The sequence below is a fragment of the Clostridium sp. UBA5712 genome (assembly GCF_002419845.1).
Classification (GTDB): Bacteria; Bacillota; Clostridia; order Clostridiales; family Clostridiaceae; genus Clostridium_J; species Clostridium_J sulfidigenes.
In genome coordinates, this window is the sequence record NZ_DIGW01000013.1 from 1 (window position 1) to 14,955 (window position 14,955).

Sequence of the window (14,955 nt, forward strand, 5' to 3'; positions counted from 1 at the left end):
TGTTGCCAGGTTTTTAACGTGGCTCGATAGCTCAGTCGGTAGAGCAGAGGACTGAAAATCCTCGTGTCGCTGGTTCGATTCCTGCTCGAGCCACCAAGAATCTAGATTTTATAATCTAGGTTCTTTTTTTATTGGTTTTTTATAACTAATATAAGCTATAGTATAAATCAATTAAATTTTATTTATTTTAGGATTTTGGATAATTATTCTATTAATATAAAATATAAGAATACGATAATTAAGTAATGGAGTTTGATAGGAGTGAGAGTATTATGGTAGACAGAACATATCTTGATACTGAAAAACTTACAATTTATGAAAATAGGAAAGTTAAAAAGCTTAATAAATCAAATAGAATTAATGATGATTTAAATAATAACAAGAATAAAAACTTTAAGGAACAATTAAATAAATTTAAAAAGCAACCAACTAAAGATAATATAAAAAAAGTAGACAAAGATAATGAGCCAGAAGGAGATATTATAGTGGCCGAAAGTCTAATTGATTTAATGAATGAAAATAGAATAATAACTGAAGTTGTAAGAGAAAAGTTATTAAATAATCCAGAGATTAGAGAGTATATAGATAAAGAAGAAGAAATTTTAAATACCATTATAAATAAATAAGGAGATAAAGAAAATGAAAATAAATGCAATGGGAATAAACATATCACAAAATAATAATATTAACAAAACAAGTTCATTGTTTAAAAATATTAAAGTGGATGAAGAAAACAAAGAAGGTAAAAGTTTAAAATTCAATAATAAAAATAATCAAAATGAGCTACTTAATAATTTTGAAAAGATAAAGCAAGAATTATTGCACCAAAAGGAAGCTTTAAGAGAAAAGCAGATGAGTCCAGAAGAAAAAAAGTATAAGATGGAAGAAATAAATAGTAAAATCCAGGAAGTAGAGGCTCAAATACAACAATTATTAATGAATGAGAAGCAAAAAGAAATAGACAAGAAAAAAGAGGAACTTGAAGCAAAAAAAGTAGAAGCAGAAAAGAATAAAGTAACTGAGGATGAAGTAAAGGATGGAGTTATAATATCTGCTAGTTTAAATGAACTAATAGAGATAAGTCATTCTACTGAATATATAAGTAGACTAAAAGAGATAAAAAATAGATTAAAAGTTGAATCAGGATATATTAAGCCCAATGAAAATTCTAATTCGTATAATAATAAAAAATTAACTAGCTTAAGTAAAGGTATATTGAATATAGAATCTAAGATATCCAATGAGATAGGAAATATAAATAAAAATGCTAATAGGATGAAGGATAAAATTAAGAATGAAATTGATAAATTAGAAAACAATGAAAATGAAGAGAAAAAATCTGAAGAAGAATTACAAAAAGAATAAATATAAATATAAATGTAGATAGGTTATACAAATAAAACTTATCTACATTTTTTTATAAATATATATTTTATATAGATTTTTACAAAATTATTTCGTAAATAAATTGTAAGCAATATATAAATAAATTGTAATGTATTTGTAATAAATTTACTAATTAAACTATGCTAAAATTAAACATGTAGTAAATAAAAATAAAAAAAATAAATATATTCAATTTAAACTAAATATATTTATAGATTAGACATAAATAATAGATGTTTTTAGATTAATTAGGGGGTAAATTAATGATTTTAAAAAACAAATTAATAAAATCCAGGTTCATACTGACTATATTAAGTATAATTTTTATATATAATATTTTAAATTTCAATATAGCAAGTGCAATAGATAATAAATATAACATAAATTTAAAGGCTTCTTATGGGGTAGATGGAAGATATAAAATTAATAGTAAAACTCCTATCAATTTAGTGATTACAAACAATGGGGTGGAGTTTCAGGGGAAGATACAAATTGAAACATTGGTTCCAGATACAAATAAATATGATTTAAATACTGAAAATATAAATATTGCTGAAAATACAACTAAGAGCTTGTGGTACAACATAAATATTGTGAATAAGTTTAAAGTAAGGTTAATTACAGATAATAATGAAGTTATACATGAAGAAACAATCAATGTTAATAAAGGAAGATTAAATGATGGAGATATATTAGTAGGTGTATTGACTGATGATTTTAATGGTTTAAATTATATATCTAATATTAATGTCAATATGAATAATAATCCTGATATGAGGAATAAAAAGTTAATTCCAGTTAGTATATCAGAAGAAGTTATAGAGAAAAATTCTAAGTTTTTAGATGTTATTGATATTATAATTATAAATAATTATCATACGTTAAAATTAACAGAGGATAATATAACTAATTTAAATCAATGGGTATCTAATGGAGGAATTTTAGTAGTTGGTACGGGAGAGAATTATAAAAAGGTTATAGGTGGTATTAATAATAAAATTATAAATGGTACTTTTTCTGAAGCCATATCACGGGACATGAGTATTGGAGAAGGTAATGTAAATGTATTAGCAGTGAAAATGAATATCGAAGATTCTATGAGCTTGTTTGAGGATAATAATTTTATAAGCAAGATTATTAAGAAAAATGGACAGGTTATTGTATTTCCCTGGGATTTAGCTACAGAAAAGATTTCAAAATCAAGTGAAAATAATTTAGTATGGGGAGAAATAACATCAGATTTTAATAATAAAATTGACAATGGTCGAGAAGGATTTTGGAATTTAAATTCATTATTAAGTACAGTTAAGGATATAGGTCTGCCATCTTTTCAGCTTATGATAATACTTTTTATAATATATATATTAATTATAGGCGTACTAATCTATATTGTATTGAAGAGGCTAAATAAAAGAGATTATGTATGGTTATTAATACCGATAATATCTATTGGGTTTACAGTTCTTATATATTTTATAGGCAGTAATTCAAGGGTACAAGACATTATAGCGAATAAAGTAAATATTGTATCAGTAGATTTAGATGGACAGACAAAGATCGAGAGTTATCTAGGGGTATTAACAGCCAAAAGTAGAAAAGTAGTAATAGAAGAACCAGAAGATATAAATCTAAATCTCATAGAAAATACCAATGACTATTATAGATATAATAATAATTATAATAGCAATGAAAATGCAACTATGAGATTAAATATGATAAAAGAAGGGGATAAGACATACTATAATTTTGGTGAAGTGTCTTCATTTAGTCCGGAAGTTTTTCAGGTTAGTAATTTTAATACTACCTTTGAACCATTGGAGCAGGAATTGAAATTTTATAGTGGTAAGCTAACGGGATATATTACCAATAATTTAGGGTGTGATATTAAAAAGTTAGTGGTTATGACTCCATATAAAATATGGGATTTGGGAAGTTTAGCTAATGGTGAAAAGATATCTGTAGAGGATAGTGATAAATTTACTTCAGCATTAAATATGTGGGAAATAACTAATAAAATTAGAGATGATAATTATAATAATGGTAATAAAAATAAAGATAATAAAAAGTATGAGTTAAGAACTTGTGAGTTATTGGATTATTTATATAATAACTCTATGCATGATAATAATAAAAATACTTCTAAACTAATTGCGGTTACAGAAAAGGAAGTAGAATATGATTTAAAAGTAAATGGTAAAGCCCCTTTGAATAAAAATGATACTATATTCATAAATGATATAAATATAAGTTATAAGTCAGAAGATGGCACTATAGAATATCCATATGGTTATTTTGTACCATATATAATGGAACAAAGTAATGTAGATGGACATTATGACCCTAATGAAAGAACAATAAGTGGAAACTTGGAATTAATACTTAGTTATCAATTACAAGAAGAAGATGTAGTTATAGAAAGTATTAATTTTCAAAAGAATTACTCTCAAGGTAGTTCCAAAATGAAGGGTGAGTATAAAATTTACAATTACAAGATTAAAGATTATGAAGTATTAAATTTTGATGATGAGTTAAGCTTAACTAACATAGAAGACTACATCTTAGATGGAAATATTAAAATTAAAATTCATGGTAATAATGAAGAGTGGACTAGAATTCCGGATATTTCTGTGAAGGGTAAGGTGAAGTAGATGTTAACTATAATAAATCTTGAAAAGTTTTATGGTAAATATAAAGCGGTTAATGGATTAGATATGCATCTAAAAAAAGGGGATATATTTGGATTTATTGGTCCTAATGGAGCAGGGAAAAGTACAACTATGAAAATCATTGCTGGACTATTACCGGCTGACGGTGGAGAAATATATGTAGATGGGATAGATGCTTTAAAGGATAATAAAAAGTTAAAAGAAAAAATCGGATATATGCCTGATTTCTTTGGGTCTTATGAGAACCTAAAAGTTATAGAGTATATGGAGTTTTATGCATCTATTTATGGGATTGTAGGAAAAGAATCAAAAGATTTGATAATGGATTTACTAGAATTAGTTAACTTAGAAGAAAAAAAACATGCCTATGTAGACGGATTATCTAGAGGGATGAAACAAAGACTTTGCCTTGCAAGAAGTTTAGTTCATAATCCAGAGCTGTTAATTCTTGACGAACCAGCTTCAGGAATGGATCCTAGATCTAGATTTGAGATGAAGGGTATTTTGAAAAATCTCAAAGACATGGATAAGACAGTTATCATAAGTTCTCACATACTCTCTGAAATGAATGAAATTTGTACATCAGTTGGAATTATAGAAGAAGGTAATTTGATATACTCCGGTGGTATAAATAACTTACTAAGCAGAATGAGTAGTAATAATCCATTAAAAATAATAGTAAGAGATAAAGTTAAGGAATCAAAGGTTATACTTAGTGAACTTCCATATATAACAAATATAAAGGAAAATTCAAAAGAACTTACAGTTTTTTTCAATGGAGGAGAAATAGAAATATCTAATACTATTAAGGCTTTGGTATTAAAGGATATACCTATTGTTTCTTTTACTCAAGTAAGTGAAAATTTAGAGGATGTATTCATAAAGATTACTGAAAAGGAATCGAAGTAGGGGGAAAGAATTATGAAAATTAATCCTATATTGAAGAATGAAAGCAAGGTAGGAGTTAGAACCTTCAGATTTAATTTAATGGTTATGTTATATGTAGGGATACTTTCAATAGTAGCTATGTGGGCTTATTTTATTATAAATAGTGATAAATATGGTATGGGAATAGATTTAAGTAAATTTACAATACTAAGTTTTGCTTTAGCTTGTGGGCAAGCGGTATTATTGATGTTTATAGTACCAGTACTTACAGCTACATCAATCACAGGAGAAAGAGAAAGGCAGACATTAGATATTTTACTTTCAACTAATCTGTCACCTATGAAAATAGTTTTAGGAAAATTAATGTCAACTGTAACAAAAGTTGCTTTATTAATTATTAGCACTATGCCAATATATGCTATAAACTTCTTAGTTGGAGGTACTAGTTTTAAAGAATTAATTATATTAACACTATTTTTTATAAGCACAACTATATATGTGGGATCTATAGGGATATTTATGTCTACTGTATTTAAGAGTTCAAAATCTTCAACGGTGGCAAGTATATTAACGGTTTTATTTATTGTAATTGGAACTATTATAATAGGTTTTGTTGTGATTAGTAGAGATTATTATGATGCATTATCTAATAATACAATATCAACATTTACAATAAATCTACCATTTTGGTTGTATATTAATCCAACTATTGAGTTTATATATATTCTAATTAAACAAAATGGAATTTTATACTTTGCTCCTGATTTAATAAACTATATGAATTTAAATAAAATATTTGTTATATCTTTAATAAATCAAGGAATAGTAACATTATTGCTAATATTACTTTCAGCATGGAGATTAAATCCAGTAAGAAAATCAATTATTAAGGTGAGAAGATGAACAATATAGATAAACAAATTTCAAAGTTTATAAAGAAGGGTGGAAAAAGAATAAGGCTAAATGTATTTATAGAGAATTTACTAGTGTCACTAATAGTGTCATTAAGTATTTCCTCTATGGCAAGTATATTAGGGTTATTTATACCCATATATAATTTATTTGAAATACGCTTTATTATATTCACTATATCTATTAGTATTTATATATTTATATATTTGTATAAGCTTAGACCAGATAATAAAAAGGTAGCTCTTAAGCTAGATTCTAAGGGTCTTAATGAGAGATTAATTACTTCATTAGAATTAATAAATAAGGATGACAACATATCAAATGCACAGAAGGAAGATACCATAGAGGTAATAAGAGAAATTAAGATTTCAAAAATTACTTCTTTTCACATAAAAAGAAAGAATTTATATAGTTTAATAGCTATTTTAACAGTTTTGATTATAATTTTATGTATTCCGGCTACTGCTAAAAACCAAGCTAGAGAGATTAGAAAGATGAAGAAGTTTAATAAAGAAGTAATAGAAAAAATAAAGGATGAGAAAAAGGACACTAAGGGTAGTGAGGAGTTATTAGAGGATGATAAGTTAGATATAGTAAAGGAATTAGATAAGTCTATAGATGAAATAAAGAAGAGTAAAAGTAAAAAAGATACAGAAAAAGCTTTAAATAAGCTGGAGAAAAAACTAGATAATATAGAGAAAAATTTAGATAGTGTGGATAGTAAAAACAAAATACAGAATATTTTGAGAAAATTAAATTTAAACAAAGAACAAACAAGTGAAAAATTAGCCATTTTAAATAAAATAGCTAAGGAATTATCTAAAATTGACAAAATGAAAGAGCTTAGTGAAGCTATAAATTCTCAGGATGGAGATAAAATTAAAGAAGCTTTAGATAAATTAGGGGAAGATTTAAAGAATTTGAAAGATGAAGATAAAGAAAAAATTTCAAATAATCTTGAGAATATATCTGCTAATATAGCAGATGAAAATTTAAAAGGTGCATTATCCTCTACAGCAGCATCCATTAGTAGTGGGAATATAGATCTTAGTAAGTTACAAAATGCTTTGATAAGTTTAAATAAGGATTCCATCAATGCTGATAATGGAGATAATAAAAATGGTACTGGAGCACAAAATAATCAAAGTGGAAATGGAACAAATGGCCAAGGGAATGGTATAGGTAATGGAATGGGAAATGGTAGTGGTTCAGGAAATGGAAGTGGATGGGATACTGGAAATAAAGAAAATGGAGAAGGAAAGCTTAACAGTGGTGAAAAAGTATTTCTTCCTAATAGAGGTACGGGTGCTGATGAAAATTTAAAAGGAAATATATCAGAAGGCGGAAATTCTCAAAGTATCACTACAGAGAATGGAGTAAACATAGCTGGAGATTCTATAGACTATGAAAAAATTATTCATAAATATTCTAATAGTGAGATAGTAGGACTTAAAAATAAATCAATACCAAAGTCGCTGCAAGATTTAATAAAAAAATACTTTGAAGAATTAAAATAAGGATGAGGTGGAAAATGGAGATAAATAAACAATTAATAGAAGATACTGTAGAGAAAATAAATAAGTGTGAAATTGAAATATCTAAGGGGATCATAGGTCAAAAGGATGTAATAAGAAAGGTTTTAATAGGAATTTTATGTGGAGGAAATATACTTCTAGAGGGAGTACCAGGACTTGGAAAAACTCAACTAGTTAAAACTATTTCTAAGGTATTAAAGCTAAGTTTTTCAAGAATTCAATTTACACCGGATCTTATGCCTGCTGATGTAGTTGGAACAAACCTTATTGTTAGAGATAAAGAAGAAACTAAATTTAAATTTGAACAAGGCCCTATATTTGCCAATTTAGTTTTAGCAGATGAAATCAATAGAGCTACTCCTAAAACTCAATCGGCTCTTTTAGAAGCCATGCAAGAAAAAACTGTTACCGTAGGAAGAACCACATATAATTTACCTAATCCATTTATGGTTTTAGCTACACAAAATCCAATAGAGATGGAGGGAACTTATCCCCTTCCAGAAGCTCAGATGGATAGATTTTTATTTAAGTTAAAAGTCGATTTTCCATCCTTAAATGAGTTAAAGGACATTATGGATATTACTGTTACTAATAACAATGTAGATTTGAAAGATATACTCACAGGTGAAGATATATTGGCTATGAGGTCTATTGTAAGAGAAGTACCTATGGCAGAGGCAGTTAAAGAATACGCACTAAAACTCATATTAGCAACTCATCCTGAAAGTGAATATTCTAATGATTTTGTAAAAAAGTATGTAGAAATAGGAGCAAGTCCAAGGGGAGCTCAAGGTCTTTTTAATGGTTCTAAGGTAGAAGCTATTTTAAAGGGTAGACTTAATGTGGCCTTTGAAGATATAAATGATATTGCATATGCAGTGTTGAGACATAGAATATTCCTTAATTTTGAAGCTGTATCAGAAGGTATAACTACTGATATGGTTATTAAAGAAGTTATTAAAAGTTTGAAGGTTATATAAAATGAACAGGAAATTTGATAAAGAATTTTTTAAAAAACTAAATAATATTAGTATAAAATTAAATCTTAAGTTATCCAAAGGAACTCAAGGAGGGCGGAAATCTAAAGCTAGAGGAACTTCAGTAGAGTTCTCAGATTTTAGAGAGTATGTTCATGGGGACGATTTTAGGAGGGTAGATTGGAATGCTTATGGAAGATTTGAAAAATTATTTGTAAAACTTTTCATGGAAGAAAGAGAAGGTAACTTTAGTATATTTATAGATTGTAGCAAATCTATGGATTTTGGACAATTTAATAAAGGGAATATGGCCTTAAAAATAGCAGCATCCTTAAGCTATATTGCTATTAATAATCTTGATAGGGTAAGAATTGGTGTGTTAAAAGAAGGGGGAACTGAACTATTTAACAAGTCAAGGGGAAAAGAATCTTTTATTAAGATTATAGATGGCTTAGAAAGCTTAGAGTTTAGTGGTAAAACAAACCTGAAATCAACTATATTAAAAAATAGATTTACTAATATAGGTATGTCTATTCTAATATCGGATTTTTTAATTTCTAATGGAGAAGAAGAAATAGAAGAAATAGTGAAGTATCTTACTTATAAAAAACAACAGGTTGTATTTATACAAATATTATGCGAAGAAGAAAGAAATCCTGAGATTATGGGAACTAAGAATATTATAGATATGGAAACTAAGGAGGAAGCTAAAGTATCAATAACACCAAAGATATTAAAATTATATAAATCTAGGATAAAAGAACATGAGGATATGTTAAAAAACATAGTTAAAAAGTATGGTGGAGCTTTTATAAAGGTAAATTCGGAAGAGGATATAGAAAAAATAATTTTAACAGATTTATTTAATCATAAACTTTTAGGGTAAGGAGGAAATTTATGAGCTTTTTGAATATATGGCCATTATTTTTTTTAGTAACCATACCCTTTTTAATTTTATTATATATTTTAAAGGAAAAATCTGAGGATCTCTCAGTATCATCATTAATATTTTGGCAAGAAATATATAAAACACTAGAAGTTAATAGTCCTTTTGAAAAATTAAAGAAAAATATTATGTTATTCCTCCAAATATTGATTGCATTATTAATTATATTAGCTCTTATGAATCCATTTATAAGATTTTTTGGTAAGGAATATACTGATTTAATAATAGTAATAGACAACTCAGCTAGTATGTTAGGTATAAATAAGGAGGAAAACTGTATCGATAGAGGAAAAGCTATAGCTAAAGAATATATAGAATCTGCTGCAAATAGTACAAAGATATCTGTTATTACAGCAAATAAGGATGTGGAGGTATTAGTTACAGCATCAAAAAATAAGGACTTAGTTAAAGATAAAATTGACAGCATAACTAAAAGTCTTAGTCCAGGGGATTTAAATGGTTCTATAAAATTAGTTGAATCAATGACTAAAGAGCTAAAAAATTATGAGGTGTTATTTATAACTGATGAAGAATTAGACATAGGAGATATAAATGGAAGAATAGTTTATTTAGATAAAAACAAATCTAATATATCTATAGATAATATTGCTCATAAAATAGAAGATGGAAAGGTATCAATAATATCAACCATAACAAATAGAGGAAATGATGATTATAGTGGAGATTTTTATCTTTATGGGGAAAAGGAATTACTAGAAGCTACCTCCATAAAATTAAAAAAAGGAGAAGAGATTACACTTAATTTTAATATAAAAGATACTGATATAGATTACTTAAAAGGTGAAATATCAGGAAAGGATGCCATATTAGAAGATAATACATTTTATCATGTAATGAAGAATAATGATGATAAAAAAGTATTGTTTGTAAGTAATAAAAATGTTTTTTTGGAGAAAGCATTGTCTGTAGTTAGTAAGGCAGATGTAATAAAAACTAATGATATAAGTAATATATCTGAAAAGGATAGATATAATTTATATATTTTTGATGGCATGTTAGGTGAATATATGCCTCAGGATGGTAATATTTTAATAGTTAATCCAACAGAAAATAATTTATTTAGTGTATTAGGTGAACAAGCTGGTGGAGAAGCTGTGGTAGTTAGTGAAGATATACCTAAATACCTTCAGAATATGACTTTTATAGCATCTAAAATAAAGAAGACTGAAATGCCGTCATGGGCAAAGTCTTTAATAAATATAGGAGATAAATCTGTATTATTTCTCGGGAAACATAATAATCAGAAAGTTGCTGTAGTAAATTTTGATTTTCATGATACTGATTTGCCACTTAAAGCAGAGTTTCCTATGCTTATTGATTATATATGTGAAGAGCTTATAGATAGAAATATAGTTAATAGTAATTATATTGGTGGAGAGGATATAAAAATAAATGGAAGTTCAGTATATGATGAATTAATTTTAACTACTCCCAGTGGAAGAGTGCATACTATAGAGAATGATAGTATATTAAAGGAAAATTTAGAGCTTGGAGTTTATGCTATAGAAGATAATAATCATAGTTTTAATGAAATGTTCTCTATTAATTTTCCATCTATTGAGGAAGGAAATATAATGGAAGATACTATAGAAGATTTAGAAGCTAGATCAAATAACAAGGGTAGCATTAAAGGAATGTTAAATATAACACCTTATATAATAAGTTTAATTATGCTTTTTATTATTGTGGAATGGGTTTTGTATAAAAAGGGATATTAAAGTATATATTAAAAATTAATTTTTTATAGCTATATAATCATTAGAAAGGGGGGACTGGAGTGAACTTTGAAATTGAAAAAGTATATTTGTTATTTTTAATACCAATAATTCTCATGGTAATGTACTTGATATCTAAAAAGATTAAATTAAAAGACAAAGGTATTAGTTTTATTAATATAAATAGGTTTATTATTATAACAATACTTATACTTGCTATGTGTAACATAAGTATAAGTATTAAGACAAAGGAATCATCAACCATATTTTTATTGGATTTATCTCATAGTATGAGTAATTATAAAGGTGAAATAAAGGAATTTGTAAAAAGTGCTATAGAAGCTTCACCATCAAATAATAAAATAGGAATAGTTACTTTTGGTGAAAATCAAGAAATAGAACAGTTCCTTACCTACTCTAAAAGCTTTAATGATATTCAAACTTCTCCAATTGGTAATACTACTAATATAGAAGAAGCAATAAAATTTTCTTTAAGCATGTTTAAAGATAGTGACTATAAGAGAGTAGTTTTAATTACAGATGGAAAAGAAAATCAAGGTGATATATTAGAAACGTCAACTTATTTTAAGGATAATCAGATTGATTTTCAAGTATATAAAGTAGATAGTGAACAAGTAGAAGATGTATATATAGAAGATATAGATATACTTGACAAAGTAGCTATAGGAGAAGAATTTTCTGTAACTGTAAATATTAAATCTAATATTAAGACAAAATCAAGGATATCAGTATATTCAGGAAGAGAAAAAAAAAGTGAAAAAGAAATTGATATAGAAAAGGGCGATAATACATTTTTATTTAAAGATATTCAACATAAAGGTGGGTTTAAACCATATAAAGTAGTTATAGAGCCAGAAAATGATGGAATCTCATATAATAATGAATATACAACATATACTAATATAGTTTCAAAACCAGAGATTTTGGTAATACAAGGAAAAATTGATGAAGGAAAGGGACTTGAAGAAAATCTAAAGACCATAGGTAGTAGTTATACTATGATAAATCCTAGTACTGCACCTAGATCTATAAATGAACTTATAGAATATAAGGGAATATTTCTTTGCAATACCCATGTAGACGATTTACCTAAGGGTTTTTTAGATAATGTGGAAAGTTATGTGAAAGATTATGGTGGTGCAATTATAACTACAGGGGGAGATAATTCTTATGCTTTAGGAGGATATAAGAATTCGGTTTTTGAAGAGATACTTCCTGTTAGCTCTGATAAAAAAGGTAAAAATGAAATTCCGGAGATATCTTTAACGTTGGTATTAGATAGATCTTCTAGTATGCTGTCTTCAGATCAAGGCAGTTTTAGTAAAATTAGCTTAGCAAAAGAGGCTGCAATTAGATCCCTAGATAATTTAAGAGAAACTGATAATATAGGTGTAGTAACTTTTAATACAGAATATAGCTGGGCAGTACCTATGCAAAAGCTATCTAACAAAGATACGGTTTCTGATAAAATTAATAGTATTATAGCTGAAGGTGGAACGTCTATATATTCAGCGCTAAATGAAGCTTATAACAAGCAAAAAGAAAGTAGTGCAAAAATAAAACATATAATACTATTAACAGATGGACAAGATGGTATGGGAGAAAATGAATATAAAGCTTTAATAAATGATATTAAGAAGGATAAAATGACTTTATCTACAGTGTCTATAGGTACTGATAGTAATAATCAATTGTTAGAATGGCTTAGTAATAATGCTGGGGGGAGGTACTATCATAGTGATATATATACAGATGTACCAAGAATATTTGCAAATGAAATATTAATATCTACTGGGGAATACTTAATAAATGAAGAATTTACTCCTAAAGTATCTGCTCATCATGATATTTTGAATAATGTTATAGATGAAGGGAAATTTCCACATCTTTTTGGTTATGTGGGTACTTCTATAAAAAATACAGCTATAGATATAATGACTTCTCATATGGATGAACCGGTTTTAGCAGCATGGCAATATGGTATTGGTAGAGTAGTAGCTTTTACCTCAGATGTAAATGGTCAATGGAGTAAAGATTTATTAGCGTTTGAAAAAACACCACAACTTTTTAGTAATATAATATCATGGACAATGATTGATTATGATAATAGTGGAGAGTTAAGTATTACACAGGAAGGAAGTATTGCAAAAGTACAATATGAGACTAACAATCATGAGGATAATAAGAAGGTTAAAGGAGCGTATACCTTTGAAGGAAACACTACGTCAGAATTTGAATTAAAACAAGTATCACCTGGTAAATATCAAGGAAATGTACCTATGAGTGAATTGGGATTCTATAGTTTTAACATTACTGAAGAGTTACAAGGTAAGATTATAGCTAGTCAATTAGGAGGGTTTGCATATCAATATTCTCCCGAATATAAATTTCAAGAACAATCTAATAGTTTATTAGCTTTAGTAGAAGATACTGAAGGAAAAATTATAAATTCTGTAGAGGATATATATGAGATAAAGAGTAATAAAGGCCATACTAAAAGAAATATAACTAATTTATTATTAATAACAGCTATGTTATTGTTTTTATTTGATATAACTTATAGAAGGTTAGGTTTAAAGAGGTATATAAATAAGAAGCTCTTTTATAACATTAAAGAAAAGATATATGCAAGTAAAATAGAACAATACAAAGAAGAAAATAATACTATAAAAGCAGAAAAGATAGGTAGTTTAATTAAGAAAAATAAAGAAGAAAAAAATATATTTAAAAAAGAAATCATAAAAACAGATCTAGAGGAAAAAAAGCTAGATATAAAACAGGAAAAAACTAATATAAAGCGTATAAGCATATGTAAAGATAGATTTAATAGGGATAAATCCAAAAATCAAAATGGGGGGCTTAACACAGGTGAGTTATTAAAAAAGAAGCGTGAAAGAAATGAAGATTAAAAATATATGTTTAAATTAAAAATGAGCAACCCTTTTATTGTAAGTGAAAGGGTTGCTCATTTTAATTATATATAAATAGTTAGATGTTTTGTTAAGAATATGTTTTAAATGATATATCTATACTAAATTTTCTTTAATGAAGTTAATTACTGTATCTACATGGCCTGGAACTTTAACTTTTCTAAATTCTTTAACTATGTAGCCATCTTTATTTATTATGAAAGTACTTCTTTCTATTCCAATAGTCTTTTTACCATACATATTCTTTTCTTTTAGAACATCATATAATTGACAAACAGATTTATCTTCATCAGCTAACAAAAGAAAGTTAAGTTCTTGTTTCTCAATAAACCTTTCATGAGATTTAACACTGTCTTTACTAATTCCAATAATTACTGTATCTAATTCATCTAATAATTCTTTGCTATCTCTAAAGTTTATAGCTTCATTTGTACAACCTTGGGTATTATCTTTTGGATAAAAGTATAATACTATATTTTTGCCTAAGAAGTCACCAATTGAGTGAGTATTGTTATCACTACCTATTAAAGAAAAGTTTGGAGCTTTTTTTAATTGTAATGTATCATTCATTATTATCATCCTCCTAAAGAAAGTTAATACTAATAATTAACTAATATCTATTATTAATATTATAACATTAATAGGGATTAAAATATACAAAAAGTCTAGAAAAAAGGATTAATATACATATATAGTAAACATATATAAGGATACTTGTCCTGGTGTATCAGTACAAGAAAATAGAAGTATGTTGGTGAAAAATATAGGAATATATGAATATTATCTAGCTAACAGGTAAATAATGAAATTGAATCTATTTAAGATCATGATAAGATAAGTCTTGTCGCTGAGAGATGCGGTAGAAAACAACAAGAAATTAAGAAAAAAACTTCTTAAAAAAATGTTGACAGATAAGAGATTATCTAGTAAAATAGTAAGAGTCGTCGGAAGTAATCGA

At 26.8% G+C, this 14,955-nt stretch carries 11 protein-coding genes and 1 tRNA gene; 11 read left to right on the forward strand and 1 reads right to left on the reverse strand.

Annotated elements, in window-relative coordinates; all coding sequences use genetic code 11:
• Positions 1 to 20 precede the first annotated feature (20 nt).
• The 11 genes from B3B03_RS10935 to B3B03_RS10985 all read left to right on the forward strand — a co-directional run bounded on the left by B3B03_RS10935 (position 21) and on the right by B3B03_RS10985 (position 13,976).
• Positions 21 to 96, forward strand: a tRNA-Phe gene (locus B3B03_RS10935).
• A gap of 176 nt (positions 97 to 272) precedes the next feature.
• Complete coding sequence (locus tag B3B03_RS10940) at positions 273 to 626, forward strand: hypothetical protein (RefSeq protein ID WP_346849281.1); 354 nt, start codon at positions 273 to 275, stop codon at positions 624 to 626.
• A gap of 13 nt (positions 627 to 639) precedes the next feature.
• Entirely contained in the window at positions 640 to 1,365 is a 726-nt protein-coding gene (locus tag B3B03_RS10945) for a viral A-type inclusion protein (protein WP_346849282.1), read from the forward strand.
• 284 nt (positions 1,366 to 1,649) lie between these two features.
• Positions 1,650 to 4,034, forward strand: a complete 2,385-nt coding sequence (locus B3B03_RS10950; protein ID WP_346877306.1) for a hypothetical protein — start codon at positions 1,650 to 1,652, stop codon at positions 4,032 to 4,034.
• Positions 4,035 to 4,961: an ABC transporter ATP-binding protein gene (locus tag B3B03_RS10955; RefSeq protein WP_346849284.1), complete on the forward strand. Its 927-nt coding sequence runs from the start codon at positions 4,035 to 4,037 to the stop codon at positions 4,959 to 4,961. It abuts the gene before it with no gap.
• Positions 4,962 to 4,973: 12 nt separating this feature from the next.
• Positions 4,974 to 5,843: an ABC transporter permease gene (locus B3B03_RS10960; RefSeq protein WP_035135537.1), complete on the forward strand. Its 870-nt coding sequence runs from the start codon at positions 4,974 to 4,976 to the stop codon at positions 5,841 to 5,843.
• On the forward strand, positions 5,840 to 7,369 hold the full coding sequence (locus B3B03_RS10965; RefSeq protein ID WP_346877307.1) for a hypothetical protein: 1,530 nt from the start codon (positions 5,840 to 5,842) through the stop codon (positions 7,367 to 7,369). The genes B3B03_RS10960 and B3B03_RS10965 overlap by 4 nt, the downstream gene beginning before the upstream one ends.
• 14 nt (positions 7,370 to 7,383) lie before the next feature.
• Positions 7,384 to 8,367: a MoxR family ATPase gene (locus B3B03_RS10970; protein WP_346877308.1), complete on the forward strand. Its 984-nt coding sequence runs from the start codon at positions 7,384 to 7,386 to the stop codon at positions 8,365 to 8,367.
• Between the two features lies 1 nt (position 8,368).
• Complete coding sequence (locus B3B03_RS10975) at positions 8,369 to 9,250, forward strand: DUF58 domain-containing protein (protein WP_346849288.1); 882 nt, start codon at positions 8,369 to 8,371, stop codon at positions 9,248 to 9,250.
• A gap of 11 nt (positions 9,251 to 9,261) precedes the next feature.
• Positions 9,262 to 11,049, forward strand: a complete 1,788-nt coding sequence (locus tag B3B03_RS10980) for a VWA domain-containing protein (RefSeq protein WP_346849289.1) — start codon at positions 9,262 to 9,264, stop codon at positions 11,047 to 11,049.
• 59 nt (positions 11,050 to 11,108) lie between these two features.
• On the forward strand, positions 11,109 to 13,976 hold the full coding sequence (locus B3B03_RS10985) for a VWA domain-containing protein (RefSeq protein ID WP_346877309.1): 2,868 nt from the start codon (positions 11,109 to 11,111) through the stop codon (positions 13,974 to 13,976).
• A 117-nt stretch (positions 13,977 to 14,093) separates the two neighbouring features.
• On the opposite strand, the gene bcp is transcribed toward B3B03_RS10985, so the two are convergent.
• Positions 14,094 to 14,567 carry a thioredoxin-dependent thiol peroxidase gene (bcp, locus tag B3B03_RS10990; RefSeq protein WP_346849291.1) on the reverse strand — a complete coding sequence of 158 codons (474 nt, stop codon included), beginning with the start codon at positions 14,565 to 14,567 and terminating at the stop codon, positions 14,094 to 14,096.
• Positions 14,568 to 14,955 lie beyond the last annotated feature (388 nt).